This is a genomic window from Bradyrhizobium septentrionale, from assembly GCF_011516645.4.
GTDB classification, from domain to species: Bacteria; Pseudomonadota; Alphaproteobacteria; order Rhizobiales; family Xanthobacteraceae; genus Bradyrhizobium; species Bradyrhizobium septentrionale.
The window spans coordinates 5687911-5704472 of sequence record NZ_CP088285.1; the positions used below are offsets into that span (position 1 = coordinate 5687911).

Here is a 16562-nt window from a genome sequence, read left to right on the forward strand (position 1 = left end):
TTTTAATACCGGCTGATTTCGAGCCCCGCAGATGGCGCCTGCGCTTCTGATGCGGACGATTACGTTGTGCTATTCACCCCGCCACCGCGATGCAGTGATCGAAGTTGTGCATGGTAGCTCTTCCAGAGCGAGCCCGGAATAACGAAGGCGAATCTCGACGATGTTGTCTCTCCCTAAAACCAAGATACGCGTCCTGCTGCTGGAGGGCGTGAACGACTCGGCAGCACGCATGTTCGAAGGCAATGGCTATACCGAGCTGCAACGTCTGCCGAAGGCGTTGGGTGCTGGCGAGCTCAAGCAGGCACTTTCCGGCGTCCATATGCTGGGGATCCGCTCGCGGACACAGTTGACCGCGGAGATCCTGGAGGCTGCCGACCGGCTAATGGTGGTTGGCTGCTTTTCGGTCGGCACCAACCAGGTCGATCTTGATGCCGCGCGACGCCTTGGGATTCCGGTATTCAACGCTCCATACTCCAACACCCGCAGCGTGGCTGAGCTGACCATCGCTGAGATCGTGATGCTGTTGCGCCGGATATTTCCTCGGTCGATCTCCGCTCATGGTGGCGGCTGGGACAAGTCCGCCGAGGGGAGCCGCGAGGTGCGCGGCAAGACGCTGGGCATCGTTGGCTATGGCAACATCGGTTCGCAGTTATCGAATCTCGCGGAAGCCATGGGCATGCGCGTCATCTATTTCGATCACACTGACCGATTGCGTCACGGCAATACCGAGCCGGTTGAGACACTGGGCGATCTGCTCGCGGCCAGCGACGTCGTTTCACTGCATGTGCCGGAGACGCCGGCCACCGCCAACATGATTGGCGCGGCCCAGCTTGGGCTGATGAAGCCGGGGGCCTATCTGATCAATAACTCGCGCGGCACCGTGGTCGATCTCGATGCGCTGGCAAGCGCCCTGCGTGAGGACAGGCTGGCAGGTGCTGCGGTCGACGTGTTTCCGGTCGAACCGGCGTCGAACAACGACCGCTTCGTCTCGCCGTTGCAAGGCTTGTCCAACGTGATCCTCACGCCGCATGTCGGCGGTTCGACGGAGGAGGCGCAAGATCGTATTGGCGGGGAGGTTGCTCGCAAGCTGATTGATTATTCCGATGTCGGCTCGACCTTCGGCGCGGTCAATTTTCCGCAGGTGCAGTTGCCGGCGCGGCCGACCGGCACACGCTTCATCCATGTCCACCGCAACGTTCCCGGCGTGATGCGTCAGGTCAATGACGCAGTCTCTCGGCACGGGATCAACATCCAGGCGCAATACCTGCAAACCGACCCGGAAGTCGGCTACGTCGTGCTCGAAACCGACGTTGTCGGCGGCGAAGGCGAGGAGCTGTTGGCCGAGCTGAAGGCTATTCACGGCACGATCCGCGTGCGGGTGCTGTACGACCAGAGCCGGCCGCAAGGGTGATGAGATGGCGGTGCGTGGCGAATGCTGTCCTGTTGGCGGTAGGTCGACAGGGCTTCCACCCGCCTTTGGACGGGTTCGGTGGCAGTGCAACGCCGGTTGCGGCGGAAGTGGAGACGTTCCGCGCGTGAAGCTCCCGCGGTGGCCGCCAATTGTCTCGTCAAACCCGCTCGACCGGAACGGCGAATACATATCCGACACCGCGCTCGGTCTGGATCACGCGTGGCGCGCTTGGATCGCGCTCAAGCTTGCGCCGCAGGCGGAGAATCTGCACATCAATGCTGCGGTCGAAGACATCTTCGTGGACGCGGGTCGCCTGCAATAGGTGCTCGCGGCTAAGCGGACGTTGTGGCGCTTCGAGAAAGGCCAGCAGCATCGCGTACTCGCCCTTTGTCAATGCGACCGCGGCACCGGCCGGATCGGTAAGCTGCCGGATCCTGCGGTCGAGCTGCCAGCCGGAAAATCGAAATCGGCCACGCTCTGGATCGCGCGCCGGCGCGGCCCTCCCGGCATCGAACCGGCGCAAGATCGCGCGAACACGCGCGAGCAATTCGCGCAGGTTGAATGGCTTCGTCAGATAATCGTCGGCGCCAAGCTCGAGACCGACCACTCGATCGATGTCGTCGCGGCGGTGACCCGTGATGATGATCACGGGCACTTCGGAGTTCAAGCGGATCTCCCGAAGAAGATCCAGTCCGTCTTCTAGTCCAAGCCGGAGATCAAGGATCACCAGATTGACATCGGCACTGCCAAGCCGACCGACCATTTCCTGCCGATTACTTGCTGCCAGGGTCCGGATGTTGTTCTCAGCGAAATAGTTTAGGATCATGCGCTGCAAGGCAGGATCATCTTCCACGACGAGGACGCACACTTGGCGATCAACGCTTCCGCGAGGACCCGGGTCATTCAGTGATGAGCCGCTCATTGCGTCCAGTCCCTTCAACGGTGCCGCCGGTGACGACGGCGGCCGCGTACGGCTGCGGTTTCGCGTGTCTGCTGCTGGCGCTGGTTTGTCTCAGCGCGTTCTCGCCGGCAGACGCTCAATCGCCGGGCTCTGAGGTGCGCGCCGACCGCGAGCCTATCACGCCAATTCCCGCGCCGCGTGCCCAAGACCCACAGCGTGTCCTGCTCGGAGAACGATTGTTCGGCGACCGGCGTCTGTCTCACGATAATACACACAGTTGTTCGTCGTGCCACGATATAGCAACCAATGGCGCCAGCGCCAGGATCCACGATACGCGTGAAGGTCAACCGATCGCCCTCAATACGCCGACGGTCTTCAATGCGAGCCTTAACTTCCGCCTGAATTGGGAAGGCAATTTCCGCTCGTTGGAAGAAGGAATCGAGGGCAGTCTTCGCAATCCAGCGATTATGGCGTCGAGCGTTGACGAAGTCCTCGGCAAACTGCGTGCTGACCCCGGAATCGTGGGGCAGTTTCGTGATGCCTATGGAAGGGAGCCTGATGCCGCCGCCCTGCTGGATGCGATCGCGACATACGAGCGGACATTGGTCACGCCAGCTAGCCGCTTCGACCGATGGCTTGCCGGGGAAACCAATGCCATGACGTCGGACGAGTTGTCGGGTTATCAGGTCTTCAAATCGCTCGGCTGCATCGCCTGCCATCAGGGTGTCAATGTGGGCGGCAATCTGTTTCAACGGCACGGCATCTTCCATCCATTGGGCTCGCCGGAGCCGGCATTGGTTCGCGTGCCCAGCTTGCGAAATGTGGCGACGACAGCGCCATACTTCCATGATGGCAGCGCGGCCACGTTGCCGGAGGCCGTCAAAGCGATGGGCGTCGCCCAACTCGACCGCGTTCTAACCGATCAGCAAACTGCCGCCATCGTCGCCTTCCTCAACACGCTGACCGGGACATATCGAGGTCAAGCCGTAAGGCCGGCCACCGCCACACCACGCACTGGCTCGCAGATGCCATGAGGAATCTGCCGTTTATTCTCGGGGTTTCATTTCTGCTCGCGCTGCTGACCTGGCTGTTGTGGCGCGGCATAGATACCAACGCGTCCGCCTATGCAGTGACGCTCCAGACGCTCGACGAATATGCGCTTGCGGAAGCCTCGCTTCACCGCGACGTGCTTCAGGCGCGAGCTGGCCTGCTTCGTGACTACGATGCCTTTGCTGTCGATGCGCGAGCGATGGACGATGCGGTCAGTCGGCTCCGATCTCACGCACGGGCCGAAGGTCTCGATCCGAAGCGAGTTGACCAGCTGGCAGCGGCGGTTGTCGAGCAGCAAGAGCTGCTGGAGCGCTTCAAGACCAGCAACGCATTGCTGCAGAATTCGCTCTCCTATGTAGGCCTGCTCAGCACGAGCCCGGCGTTCCTTGCCAACGACGTGCAACTCGCGCCGGCAACGGGCGCATTGGCGGCTGCGATCCTCTATTTGTCGCGAGACACCTCATCCGGCGCGATGCGAGCGCTCCAGGAAAAGGTCGACCAGTTTGCGCAGCAAACGCCCACCACGGGACCGGACGTGGAACCGGCGCGCGCGATGCTGGCGCATGCACGGCTGCTCTATGAGCAGCTCCCGGCGGTCGATGAAACGCTGAAGGCCTTCATCGCCGCGGCCAGCACGCATGCCCTGGAGGAGGTCCGCGAAGTGTTTTCCCGCCATCGGTCCGTGGTCGAAGCCGGGGAGCAGCGCTATCGGCTGCTGCTCTACGTTGTTTCCCTGTTGTTGCTCGTCATGCTCGTCATTCTCGGCCTTCGGCTACGAGCTCGGGCGGTGGCGTTGAGTCGGCGGGCAGCATTCGAACACGTCATTGCCGAGAATTCGACGCGTCTGATCAACTGCTCGCCGGCCGAAACCGGGACGCGATTGAAGCAGGTGCTGGGTGAATTCAGTCGGATCATCGACGCGGACCGCGCGTATGTGGTGTTGGACGAGAGGCCGATCCGGGTCCACGCATGGTCGAAGGACGGAGTGACGTTTCCGCCGGGTTGGCCTCGACGGGCGTTGGCAGTAGCCGAGCAGCTCGGCGCAGGGGACGGCGTCACGATTGCCGACGCGAGCGCCTTGCCGGCCGGCACTATCAGGGATGCACTGGCGGGTACCGGCGTGCGCGCGTGGGCCTGTTTGCCGCTGGTTCGGCCGGGTCGGGTCCAGGGCATCATGGGTTTTGACCGCTTCCGCCCGATACGGAACAGTGTCTCTCCTATCCCGCTCGCGCGGCTTGCCAGTGACGCCGTGGCCAATGCGCTCGAGCGCGAATTTCTGGAGCGCGAACGGACCAAGCTTGCCATGCGGCTGGAGCGGGCACGTCGCATGCAGATGATAGGATCGTTGGCCAGCGGGATCGCGCATAACTTCAACAATATCATCGGCGCCATCCTCGGTTATTCGGAGATGGCGGAGCCGCAAATCACTCGCGGTTCCAAACCGGCACAGCACATCGACGAGATACGCCGGGCCGCCGAGCGCGGTCGCGACCTCGTCGACAATATCCTCACCTTTGGCCGGCGGTCCGACGGGCGTGCGCGTCCGGTTCAGGTGCGCACTTTGCTCAACGAGGCGGCCTCGTTGTTGCGTGCCTCGTTGCCGTCGGATGTAGAGCTTGTCTTCGAAGACGTTCCGGCCGACGTCGCCGTGTCAGGCGAACCGGCGCAGCTCCAGCAGGTCATCCTCAATCTCTGCACCAACGCCGCGCAAGCGACGAACGATGGCGGTTGTGTCCGCGTGGCCGTGAAACAGGAACAGATAGCCGCTTTCGTGGAGATGAGCGAGGGCGGGCTCTCCCCGGGTCGCTACGTATGCCTTTCTGTCAGCGACAACGGGAGCGGAATCGATGAACGCGTGGCGCGGCGGATGTTCGAGCCGTTCTTCACGACGCGCGTGGCAGGAACCGGCCTCGGTCTCGCAACGGTTCGCGAGATCGTCCGCGATCATGATGGAGCCATCAACGTTCAGAGCGAACCTGGCTGTGGAAGCCGGTTCGAAGTCTGGCTGCCTGCTGTGGCGGCGGACTCCATCGCGGCTGACGGATTGTCGGCGCTTCCGCTTGGACGCGGCGAGACGGTGCTGATTGTCGAAAGCGAGCGGGAACGCTTGCTGCGCGATGAAGAGAAGCTGGCGGCGCTGGGATACGAGCCGGTCGGGTTTGAGGTTGCGGCGGATGCCCTTGCTGCATGCCGTTCCGACTCTGCGCGATTCGATATCATCCTGGTCGGCCACGCCTCGCGGCCCCAGGGTGGGGTGGAATTGGCGCGAGCCCTGCACGAGGTATCGCCGTTGCAGCCCGTGTTGCTTGCCGTCGCGACTGCCGCTGATGTCAGCGTCGATTTGATGACGGACGCCGGCATCTCCGAAGTGCTGCACTGGCCACTGGATAACGCCGAGCTTGCCGCGGCATTGGACCGCTGCCTGCGAACGCCGGCCAGGTTACAGCCGTAACACGATTACCCTTGCCTGAAATACTTCCGTAGCGCAGGGCCGCCATTTCTGGTGGCCCGCAGCCGTGCATGCGCGCGTCAAGATGACGGAGGTGACAACGGCGACCAGATCGAGCGTTAGCACCAACGAAACCACCACCCCAGGAATGAGCGTTCGCGCTGATACATCAATCCTCGAAAGGACCGCTTCAATGGCAATCACAGCCAGTTTTTCGGCAGGCTCCGGCGTGCTGACGGTGTTCGACGACGCCCTCGACAACTCCATCGTCGCCAGCCGCGATGCGGCCGGCAACATTCTCATCAACGGCGGCGCGGTGACCATCCTCGGCGGCCGACCGACGGTTGCCAACACCGCGACGATTCAGGTGTTCGGTCAGGCCGGAAACGACACGATCTCGGTCGACGAAGCCAACGGTGCGATGCCGGCGGTGCAACTATTTGGCGGCGCGGGTAACGACATCCTGATCGGGGGCTCGGGCACTGATCTGCTGTTCGGCGGGGCGGGCAACGATGTCCTGCAAGGCAAGGGCGGGGACGATCTCCTGTTTGGCGGAGACGGCAACGACACCCTGACCGGCGGCACCGGAAGCGACCAGATGTTCGGCGGGGCCGGTAACGACCGTATGATCTGGAATCCGGGCGAGGGCACCGACCTGATGGAAGGCGGCGACGGCATCGATACCGCCGAGGTCAATGGCGGCAACGGCGCCGAAGTCTTTTCGATCACGGCCAACGGCACCCGCGTGCGTTTCGATCGGATTAACCCGGCGCCGTTCTCGCTTGATGTCGGAACCACCGAGAACCTCGTGCTTAACATGAACGGCGGTGACGACGTTTTCACCGCCGGAAACGGCCTCGCCAACCTGATCCATCTCACCATCGACGGCGGCGACGGCAACGACACCATGACCGGCGGTGACGGCGGCGACACGCTGATCGGCGGAGCCGGTAACGACGTCATCATCGGCGGCCGCGGCAACGACAGCCTGCTCGGCGGCACTGGCGACGACACCTTCATCTGGAATCCGGGCGACGGCAGCGACACCGTCGAAGGCCAGGACGGCACCGATACGCTGGTCTTCAATGGCGCCAACATCAACGAGAACATCGATATCACCGCTAACCACGGCCGGGTGAACTTCAGCCGCGACATCGCCGGTATCACGATGGATCTCAACGGCATCGAGCAGATCGATTTCAACGCGCTCGGCGGCGCCGACAACATCAATGTCGGCGACCTCACCGGAACCGGCGTCACCCAGGTCGCGATCGATCTCGAGTCCACACCTGGCAGTGGCGTCGGCGACGGCGCGGCCGATACCGTGACCGTCAACGGCACCAACGGCAGCGACACCATTGAGGTGACGGGAACAGGAGGCTCGGTCACGGTCGCCGGCCTGCCCGCAGCGGTTACCCTTGCCGGATCAGAGGGGGCCAACGACCAGCTCATCGTCGAGGGTGGTGCCGGCAACGACGTCATCACCGCTGCTGGCCTTGCGGCCGGTGTCATCGGCCTCATCGTCGATGGCGGTGCCGGCAGCGACACCATCACCGGAAGCCAGGGCAACGACACGCTGATTGGCGGCGACGGCAACGACACCGTGATCGGCGGTCGCGGCAATGACGTCGCGTCGCTTGGCGATGGCAACGACACCTTCGTCTGGAATCCGGGCGACGGCAGCGACACGGTCGATAGCGGGGCAGGCACCGATACGCTGGTGTTCAACGGCGCCAACGTCGACGAGAGCATGGATATCACGGCCAGTGGCAGCCATGCGATCTTCAGCCGCGACGTCGGCGTCGTCACCATGGATCTCGATCACATCGAGACCATCGATGTCAACGCACTGGGTGGTACGGACACCATCACGGTGGGCGACCTGTCCAAGACCGACGTGAAGCACGTTGCGATCGACTTGTCCGCGCCTGTCGGTAGCGGACAGGGCGACGGTCAGGTCGACACGGTCGTGATCAACGCCACCAATGGCGACGACGCGATCTCGATCAACGACAACAACGGCGTGATCACGGTGTCGGGTCTGGCTACCGACGTCACGATCACCGGCTTCGAGGCCAACGATCGCATCGTGATCAACGGCCTCGGAGGCGATGACGTCATCAACGCCTTCGGGCTCGGTGGGGCGATGCAGTTCATCGCCAATGGCGGCGACGGCAACGACATCCTGATCGGCAGCCGCGGCAGCGACACTCTGAGTGGCGGCGCAGGGGATGACACCCTGATTGGCAATGGCGGAACCGACGTTCTCGACGGTGGCACCGGCAACAACCTCCAGTTCCAGGCGGTGATGAATCCCGGCAGTGCCGTGAGCAACGCTTCGTCTGTGGCGAGCGCTGCCCTGCTGGGCCAGTTCATGGCCTCAAGCCTGGTCTCGACGGGGGCTGCACTCGGCGGCATGCCGCTTACCGATCCTGCGCCTGACCAACAGCCGCTGCTGACGCAGCCGCACGCGGCCTGACGCAACGTCACCCTGGAGAGCATCCATGAGCAACGAAACCAACAGCACGGGACCGGTCGATCAAGGTCTCGAAGCCCTTGTGACGCTGCTGCATCTCCAGGGGGTTGCGGCCGATGCCGGACAGATCGCGCATCGGATGGGCACGGAGAAGATCGGCACACCGGAGATGCTCCGGTGTGCCAAAGACCTCGGGCTCAAGGCGCGTGCCTGCCAGACCGACTGGTCCCGGCTCGGCAGCACGCCCTTGCCCGCCATCGCGGCCCTGCGCAACGGCGGATTCCTGGTGGTCGCCAAGGCCGCCGAAGGCAAGGTTCTGGTGCAAGCGCCGGCGTCCCGGCCCGCACTGATGACGCGGGACGAACTGTTGTCGGTCTGGGACGGTCAGCTGATCCTGATGACCCGTCGCGCCGGTCTGTCGGATATCACCCGCCGCTTCGGCATCGCCTGGTTTCTGGGCGCGATTCACAAATATCGTCATCTGCTCGGTGAGGTGCTGGTCGGATCGTTTTTCCTGCAGCTGTTCGGCCTGGTTTCACCGCTGTTCTTCCAGGTGGTGATCGACAAGGTGCTGGTGCACCGGTCGCTAGCCACCCTCGACGTCCTCGTTCTCGGACTGGTGTCGATTTCGGTGTTCGAGACTGTGCTGGGGATCCTGCGCACCTATCTGTTTTCCCACACCACCAACCGGATCGACGTCGAACTCGGCGCACGCCTGTTTCACCATTTGCTGGCTTTGCCGATGGCCTATTTCCAGGCCCGTCGTGTCGGGGATTCGGTGGCACGGGTGCGCGAACTGGAGAACATCCGCAATTTTCTCACCAGCTCGGCGCTGACCCTGCTGATCGACCTGTTCTTCACGTTCGTCTTCCTGGGCGTGATGTACTTCTATTCGCCGCTGCTGACGTGGATCGTGATCGGCTCGTTCCCCTTCTATATCGCGATATCGGCCGGGGCGACGCCGCTGTTCCGGCGGCGGCTCGACGAGAAATTCCGGCGTGGTGCCGAGAACCAGGCTTTTCTGGTCGAGAGCGTCAGCGGCATCGAAACGCTCAAGGCGATGGCGGTCGAGCCGCAGATGCAGCGCCGCTGGGAAGAGCAACTGGCCGGCTATGTGGCGGCGAGCTTCCGGGTCCTCAGTCTCGGCAACAGCGCGAGCCAGACGGTACAGCTGGTCAGCAAGATCGTCACGGCCAGCATCCTGTATTGCGGTGCCAAGCTCGTCATCGGCGGCGATCTCTCGGTCGGCGAACTGGTCGCCTTCAACATCCTGGCCGGCAGGGTGAGTGCACCGGTGCTGCGCCTGGCGCAGATCTGGCAGGATTTCCACCAGGCACGGTTGTCGATCGCGCGGCTCGGCGACATCCTCAACACCACCGCCGAGCAGACCTATTCGGCCGGGCGGGCGCGGCTGCCGTCGATCCGCGGCGACATCAAATTCGACCACGTCTCGTTTCGCTACCGCGTTGACGGACAGGAAGTGCTGCACGATGTCTCGTTCGAGGTGCCGGCCGGCCAGACCGTCGGCATCGTCGGACCCTCGGGCTCGGGCAAGAGCACGTTCGCCAAGCTGGTGCAGCGGCTCTACGTCCCGGAGCGTGGGCGGGTGCTGGTGGACGGCATGGACCTTGCCATGGCCGATCCAGCGTGGCTGCGCCGCCAGATCGGCATCGTGCTGCAGGAGAACGTGCTGTTCAACCGTTCGGTGCGCGACAATATCGCGCTTGCCGATCCGGCGATGCCGATGGAACGCATCGTTGCGGCGGCACGGCTCGCCGGGGCGCACGACTTCATTCTCGAACTGGCCGAGGGCTACGACACCGTGGTCGGCGAACGCGGCTCGACGCTTTCGGGCGGTCAGCGGCAGCGCATCGCCATCGCGCGGGCGCTGGTAGGCGATCCGCGCATCCTGATCTTCGATGAGGCGACCAGCGCGCTGGACTACGAGAGCGAGCGCATCGTTCAGCAGAACATGAAGGACATCGCCAAGGGGCGGACGGTGCTGGTGATCGCACACCGGCTCTCGACCGTCCGCGCGGCGGACCGCATCGTCACGCTCGATCGCGGTCGCCTGGTCGAGGACGGCAGCCACGACACGCTGATCAAGACCGGCGGCCGCTACGCGTCGCTGCACCGGTTGCAAGGAGGATTCCATGAAGTCGTCTGAAGCGGCTGTTGCCGCCGGATCCGCGCCACGCGTGATCCCGTTCCGCCCTGCGCAACGCAAAAGCAGCGACGAGCTGGCGTTTCTGCCGGCGGCGCTCGAGATCGTGGAGACGCCACCGTCGCCGGTGGGCCGCGCGACCGCGGCCAGCATCGCCCTGATGTTTTGCGCGGCCTTGCTCTGGGCCTGGTGGGGCACTATCGACATCGTGGCTTCGGCGACCGGAAAAATCCTGCCGGGCGACGGCACCAAGGTGGTGCAGCCGTTCGAGACCGGCGTCGTGCGGTCGATCAGGGTACAGGACGGACAGGCGGTCAAGGCCGGCGACGTGCTGATCGAACTCGACCCGACCGTGAACGCGGCGGAGCGCGATCATTTGCGCAATGATCTGCTGGCCGAGCGGCTCAACATCGCGCGCGTGCGCGCGGCGCTCGCCGACAGCAACGATCCCGCTGCCGACTTCACGCCGCCCACCGGGGCCGACCCGGAACTGGTTGCGATCCAGCGTCAGTTGTTGCTGAACCAGGTGACGGAGCATCGCGCCAAGATCGCGGCACTCCTGCGCCAGCAGGCGCAGAAGGAGGCCGAGCAAGCCACCGCATCGGCGACAATCCACAAGCTTGAGACGATCATTCCGGTGATCCAGTCCCGCGTCGACATTCGTAAGACGCTGGTCGAGAAGGAGCTGGGTTCGAAGCTCGGCTATTTCGAGGTGCTCCAGCTGCTGGTCGAGCAACAGGAAGAGTTCAACGTGCAGAACAGCCATCTGCATGAGACCGAGGCGGCGATCGCAGCGATCCGCGAGACCCGCGGGCAAGCGGCGGCGGAGTATCGGCATACGCTCTCCGACGAACTGGCCAAGTCCGAGCAGAAGGCGAACGGGCTCGCGCAGGACCTGATCAAGGCCGAGCAGAGGACCAGGCTTCAGCAGCTGACGGCTCCCGTCGACGGCGTGGTGCAGCAGCTCGCGATCCATACCGTCGGCGGCGTGGTCACGCCGGCGCAGTCGCTGCTGGTGGTCGTGCCGAGCGACAGCCGGCTGGAAATCGAAGCCATGGTGTCGAATCACGACATCGGCTTTGTCCATGCCGGGCAGCAAGCCGAGATCAAGATCGATACCTTCAATTTTACCCGCTACGGGCTCCTGCATGGTCAGGTGCTTTCGGTCTCGCAGGATGCTGTCGTCCGCGATCGCCAGCACGATCGCGCCAACGATCGCGCCCTGGTGACGCAGAGCGAAACCAGCGAGCCGAAGGGACAGGAACTGAACTACAGCGCGCGCATTTCGCTCGATCGCACCGAAATGCAGATCGACGACAGGATCGTTAATCTTTCGCCTGGCATGGCGGTGACCGTGGAGATCAAGACGGGATCGCGGACGGTCCTGAGCTATCTGCTTTCACCGCTGCTGCGCTACCGCCAGGAAGTCTTGCGCGAGCGCTAGGCCGGCGAGCATCGGGCTTCGCTGCCCCCAGCCGACCCGTACGATTAACCTGCAACCAAACCGAGAAAAACCGATGAAGATTCCGACAGCGTTCCTCAGCGCCGTTTCGTTTGCCGCCCTCTGGCTCGTAAGCACGGCGGCCGCGCAAGAGCCGTTGGCGATTGCGGTGCGCGACAGGACCGTCATCACCACCCTCCATGCCGAGGGCGCGCAGGTCTACGAATGCAAGCCGGACGCCGGGAAGTCCCAATCGAGAGTTCGCGCGCTGACTTGGCAATTGCGCGAGCCGATTGCGACGCTCATGCTGGATGGAAAGTCGATTGGACGGCATTACGGCGGACCGAGTTGGGAGCTCACGGACGGTAGCGCCGTGAAGGGCAAGGTCGTCGCCAGCGCGCCCGGCGCGACCTCGAACGACATTCCGTCGCTCGAGCTCGAAGTGGTCGACCAGCGCGGCAACGGTGTGCTGTCGGCCGCGACCGTTGTCCAGCGCATCAACACCGAGGGCGGGGTCGCGCTGGGATCGTGCGAGAGAGCCGGGGACTACCGCAGCGCGCCCTATTCCGCGGACTACGTGTTCCTGCGCAAGAGCGGCTGATGGTACCGGCCCCACGGGATCTCATGGCGCAAAGCTGACGTCCTTTGACGCACCTTCGTATCTTGGATAGGTGATCGCCTGACGCGCGTCGACGCTATCTCTGCTATTCCATAGTGCAGCAGCGATCGTCGCGCATAGGCCGGTGCGGCGGGAAATCTCGATGATCGCTCTTCGAGCCGAGCCGCCGGGCCTCCCGACGAAAGTAGTTTCGTCATTTGGAAACGAGAACTAAGCTATTGAAGTTACTAGAGCGCATTTTGGTGCTTTTTTCCAAACGCGCCTTGATTTCGTTGCATAATCAAGCTGATCTTGATTCCGCCATTCGGAGGTTCGATCCCTCCCGCCCCAGCCAGCAAGCGAATCATTGATTAAACAAAGAAATTGAGCTCCTTCCAGACTGGGGCGTTGCCGGCATTTCGAGCGATTTGCCCCGCTATCTGGAAATCTGTGCCGGTTTCATTTCGATGCCGGTAGGCGAGTCGCCCCCGACGGGCGATCGTACTGACGAAATAACGATGGATCCGACGTGACGAAACTCAAGAAAGCCCGTGCCGCTGCTGGCGCGAAGAAGAAAAGCAAGGGATTGGCGCGTTCCGGGATCTCGTCTTCCTCGCCTCTCGGCATGTTGGCCCTGCATCTCCTCGAGCAATGGAAGAAGTCCGGCCGTGACGGCATCGTTTTCCTTTCGGAAAGCGAGAACAGGGCCGAGCGGTTGGGCAGCGTGCTCCATTCGATCGACCCTTCGCTCGAGGTGCTCGTATTCCCGCGGCTGAATACCCTGCCATTTGATGGGCTGGAACCGTCTCCAGAGATCGCCGGCAGACGGAGTTCGGTGTTGAGGCGTCTCGCCAGGAGCAGGAAGCCGGTCTTCCTGGTGTCGACGGCGGAGGCGATCATGGAACGGCTGCCGTTGCCCGCGAGCTGGGGCCGCCTCAGCATCAGCCTGAAGGTCGGGGCGAGCTATTCCGAGCCGGATCTCAAGGATCGTCTGGAAGCGCTGGGGTACGATCTCGACGAAGAGGCGGATTATCCCGGAAGCGTGCTGTTCCACGGAGTGACGTTCGAAGTGTTTCCCGCCGGCGCCCTTGGGCCGTTCAGAATTGAGCATTCCGGTGGAGTGATCCGCAGAATCGCAGGCGTCGATCCGTTCGAACACGACGTCGTCTTCGACACGCAGGAACTGCTCATCGATCCGATGTCCGAACGGATCGCGTTGAGAGGCAAGCGGGCGCAGCGCGCGGCGCTGCCGGATTATTGCCCTCGCGCGCGCTGGATCGCGGACGCAGGAGTTTTGGGCCACGCCGACAGCTGGCTGAGTACGATCAAGGAGGCCGCCGGCCGCAGGGAGGCGGAGCGCGAGTATTTTGGGCCCGGTGACTGGAAGGGGCTGACCAAGCGCATGAGTGCGCTGCCTCGAAAGACGGCGTTCATCCCCACGCCTGATTTCTCCAAGGTCGCGTCGTCGCGCAAGGCTCTCCGCGCATTCGTCGCCGACACGCAGCGCGCTGGATCGCGGCTGCTTCTTGTCGCGGCGGTGGAGGACGATTTGCGCGCGATGGAGCGAATGAGCGGGATCAAGACGGAGCGCTTCGCCGACTGGAACGAAGCGGCGAAGGGACGCGGTGGCGAAGCCGCATTGCTGGCTGACTTCGACACCGGCTTCATCGGCTCTGGCCGCAAGCCGCTCATCGTCGTGACGGCGACCGACGTGCTCGGCAGCAGGGCCCATCATCCGCAGCCCATGGCAAGGGCCTGGAGTGCGGCTTTCGATCATCCTGATGTGCCGGAGCGAGGCGCGGTCGTCGTTCATCTGCACCGGGGGCTCGCCATGCTCGATGGCTTGCAGACCCTCGACATGGGGAAGGGGTCATCGCGCGAGATGATCAGGCTGGCATTTGCAGGAGATGACGCCGTCCTCGTTCCGCCGGCCGATCTTGCCCTGATCTGGCCGTATGCGGCGGAGCGCGGCAAGCTGGCATTGGACCGGGCCGATGGAAGTACGTGGTGGGCGCGACGTACCGAGGCGGAGAAAGACATTCAGATTGCCGGCAGGGAGCTTGCCAAACATATCGCCCAACGGCGTCGCCGGCGTGCTCCCAGGCTGGTCGCTCCCGGTCCCGCATACGAGCGGTTCGTCGCGCGCTTTCCATATTTCACGACGGTCGACCAGGCGAAGGCAATTCGCGACGTGCTGGATGATCTCGCATCCGGTCACCCTATGGATCGGGTCGTCTGCGGCGACGTCGGGTTCGGAAAGACGGAGGTTGCGCTGCGCGCGGCGGCGGCCGTTGCGCTGTCGGGCAGGCAAGTTGCTGTCGTTGTGCCGACGACCGTTCTGGCAAGGCAGCACGTCGCAACCTTCCGCAAACGGTTCGCCCCGCTTGGCATCGAAGTGGGAAGCTTGTCGCGCGCGACGTCGGCTCAAGAAACGAGGGAAACCAAGGAGGGCCTGCGAAGCGGTAAAATGAAAATTGTGGTCGGCACACAGGCGATCGCATCCAGGGACGTGAAATTCGCCAAGCTCAGTCTGGTCGTTGTCGACGAAGAGCAGCACTTCGGGGCGGCGGAGAAGGTAAAGCTCTCGGGCCTGGCGAAGGGCGTCCATACGCTCTGGATGAGTGCCACGCCGATCCCGCGCACGCTTGCGGCGGGTCTCGCGGGCTTCAGGGATCTCAGCGTGATCGCATCCCCGCCTGTGCATCGGCTGCCGATCGTGACCAAGATCGCGCCACTTTCGGACGCTGCCATTGCCGCTGCATTGCTGCGCGAGCAGCGACGTCACGGGCAAAGCTTTTTGATCTGCCCGCGCATCCAGGATCTGGAGCCGCTATTGGCGCGCGTGCAGGCGGTCGCACCGGAGCTCCGCATCGTTTGCCTGCACGGCAAGCTGCCCGCCGACGAGATTGACGACCGAATGATGAGTTTCGTCGAAGGCGAGGCGGACGTTCTCCTGGCGACCAATATCGTCGAAAGCGGTCTCGACATTCCGCGGGCGAATACCATCGTGGTCTGCTGGCCGGAAAAGTTCGGTCTGGCACAGCTCCATCAGCTCAGGGGACGGGTGGGGCGTGGCGGGACGCGCGCCTTCGCCTCCATGCTGACTGAATCCAGCTCGGAACAATCCGGCAAGCGTTTGGCTGTTCTCGAGGAGTTCAGCAAACCGGGTGCCGGCTTCGCCATCAGCGAGCGCGATCTGGACCTCAGAGGTGCCGGAGATCTGCTCTCCGAGCGGCAATCCGGCCACGTGCAGGTTTTCGGCCCCGTGCTCTACAGCCACCTGCTGAAACAGGCCTCGGAGAAGACGAACGACCGCGCCGCCGATCTGTGGGTGCCCGACCTCAACCTTCCGCTCGCGGATCTGCTGCCCAGGAGCTACGTGCAATCGGAAACGATGCGCCTCGAAATCTATGGCCGCGCCGCCAGGTGCCGGAGCGAGGACGATCTGGAAGATCTGGAGGAAGAGACCTCGCGCCGCTTCGGCGGACTGCCATCGGCCGGCCGGGATTTCTTCGCGGCGGCGCGCCTCAGGATCGATTGCAAGCGGCGAGGTATCGTGAGGCTCGACGTCGGGCCGGAGGCTGTCGCTGCGACGTTCTTACCCGGCAGGCTGCCGAAATCCAGAGCGCGATCGCTCCAGCGCGACGGCGATCGCGTATTCTACTCGGACGAGACCAACGAGCCGCCTTTCGAGCGGATCGACCATCTGCTGGATATTCTGGACGAGTGAGTACGATGTTGCTTCAGCGCGTCTTGCCAGTGCATCGCGCGCAGTGGAGATTTTTCGCCGCGCGCCGGCTGCGGAGAACAAACCGATCGGTCGCGTGTGCTGACATCTCGCTGACATGGAAAGCCGCTAGTGCGCATTTGTGGCGATCCGCCGGCTATTGTGGCCTATCCCGCCGACCCCGATACCGCCTGTCCGAGCGAGAATCGGCGGTATCCAGACCCCGGCTATGTTGTTCAGATACCGCCGTTTTTAGGCGCAACGGGGTGGTGCGAGCCTGGAATCAGCTCCGCTGAAACGGGGCTCCGATTTCCACCATCTCAGTAGGATTACGCGTTTTGCACA

At 63.4% G+C, this 16562-nt stretch carries 9 protein-coding genes; 8 read left to right on the plus strand and 1 reads right to left on the minus strand.

Translation table 11 applies throughout. The annotated features are described in order from the left end of the window. The first annotated feature begins 160 nt into the window (after window positions 1-160). Window positions 161-1411 carry a phosphoglycerate dehydrogenase gene (serA, locus tag HAP48_RS29075; RefSeq protein WP_166203119.1) on the plus strand — a complete coding sequence of 417 codons (1251 nt, stop codon included), beginning with the start codon at window positions 161-163 and terminating at the stop codon, window positions 1409-1411. A gap of 157 nt (window positions 1412-1568) precedes the next feature. Here the strand turns inward: serA and HAP48_RS29080 are convergent, their stop codons facing one another. Further along, entirely contained in the window at window positions 1569-2333 is a 765-nt protein-coding gene (locus HAP48_RS29080) for a response regulator (protein WP_166203122.1), read from the minus strand. 29 nt (window positions 2334-2362) lie between these two features. On the opposite strand from HAP48_RS29080, the gene HAP48_RS29085 reads away from it, so the two are divergent. The 7 genes from HAP48_RS29085 (at window position 2363) to HAP48_RS29120 (ending at window position 16220) form a co-directional block, all read left to right on the plus strand. Further along, a complete protein-coding gene (locus HAP48_RS29085) occupies window positions 2363-3346 on the plus strand; it encodes a cytochrome-c peroxidase (protein WP_224496660.1) in 984 nt (327 codons plus the stop codon). Then, window positions 3343-5814, plus strand: coding sequence for a two-component system VirA-like sensor kinase (locus HAP48_RS29090; RefSeq protein WP_166203126.1), 2472 nt, complete (start codon window positions 3343-3345; stop codon window positions 5812-5814). Before HAP48_RS29085 ends, HAP48_RS29090 begins: the two co-directional genes overlap by 4 nt. Before the next feature lie 190 nt (window positions 5815-6004). Beyond that, window positions 6005-8290, plus strand: coding sequence for a beta strand repeat-containing protein (locus tag HAP48_RS50210; RefSeq protein ID WP_166203128.1), 2286 nt, complete (start codon window positions 6005-6007; stop codon window positions 8288-8290). Between the two features lie 25 nt (window positions 8291-8315). Next, window positions 8316-10454 (plus strand): type I secretion system permease/ATPase, encoded by a 2139-nt coding sequence (locus tag HAP48_RS29105; RefSeq protein ID WP_166203130.1) that lies wholly within the window; start codon window positions 8316-8318, stop codon window positions 10452-10454. Then, complete coding sequence (locus tag HAP48_RS29110) at window positions 10441-11895, plus strand: HlyD family type I secretion periplasmic adaptor subunit (RefSeq protein WP_166203132.1); 1455 nt, start codon at window positions 10441-10443, stop codon at window positions 11893-11895. The genes HAP48_RS29105 and HAP48_RS29110 overlap by 14 nt, the downstream gene beginning before the upstream one ends. Before the next feature lie 73 nt (window positions 11896-11968). After that, window positions 11969-12493: a DUF3455 domain-containing protein gene (locus tag HAP48_RS29115; RefSeq protein ID WP_166203134.1), complete on the plus strand. Its 525-nt coding sequence runs from the start codon at window positions 11969-11971 to the stop codon at window positions 12491-12493. A gap of 622 nt (window positions 12494-13115) precedes the next feature. Continuing rightward, a complete protein-coding gene (locus HAP48_RS29120) occupies window positions 13116-16220 on the plus strand; it encodes a helicase-related protein (protein WP_166215237.1) in 3105 nt (1034 codons plus the stop codon). The last annotated feature ends 342 nt before the right edge of the window (window positions 16221-16562 follow it).

Excerpts from the sequence above, each read along its gene's own strand:
- HAP48_RS50210 (WP_166203128.1), top strand. The coding sequence starts at position 6,005 with ATGGCAATCACAGCCAGTTTTTCGGCAGGCTCCGGCGTGCTGACGGTG.
- HAP48_RS29105 (WP_166203130.1), top strand. The coding sequence starts at position 8,316 with ATGAGCAACGAAACCAACAGCACGGGACCGGTCGATCAAGGTCTCGAA.
- HAP48_RS29110 (WP_166203132.1), top strand. The coding sequence starts at position 10,441 with ATGAAGTCGTCTGAAGCGGCTGTTGCCGCCGGATCCGCGCCACGCGTG.
- HAP48_RS29115 (WP_166203134.1), top strand. The coding sequence starts at position 11,969 with ATGAAGATTCCGACAGCGTTCCTCAGCGCCGTTTCGTTTGCCGCCCTC.
- HAP48_RS29080 (WP_166203122.1), bottom strand. The coding sequence starts at position 2,333 with ATGAGCGGCTCATCACTGAATGACCCGGGTCCTCGCGGAAGCGTTGAT.
- HAP48_RS29120 (WP_166215237.1), top strand. The coding sequence starts at position 13,116 with ATGTTGGCCCTGCATCTCCTCGAGCAATGGAAGAAGTCCGGCCGTGAC.
- HAP48_RS29090 (WP_166203126.1), top strand. The coding sequence starts at position 3,343 with ATGAGGAATCTGCCGTTTATTCTCGGGGTTTCATTTCTGCTCGCGCTG.
- serA (WP_166203119.1), top strand. The coding sequence starts at position 161 with ATGTTGTCTCTCCCTAAAACCAAGATACGCGTCCTGCTGCTGGAGGGC.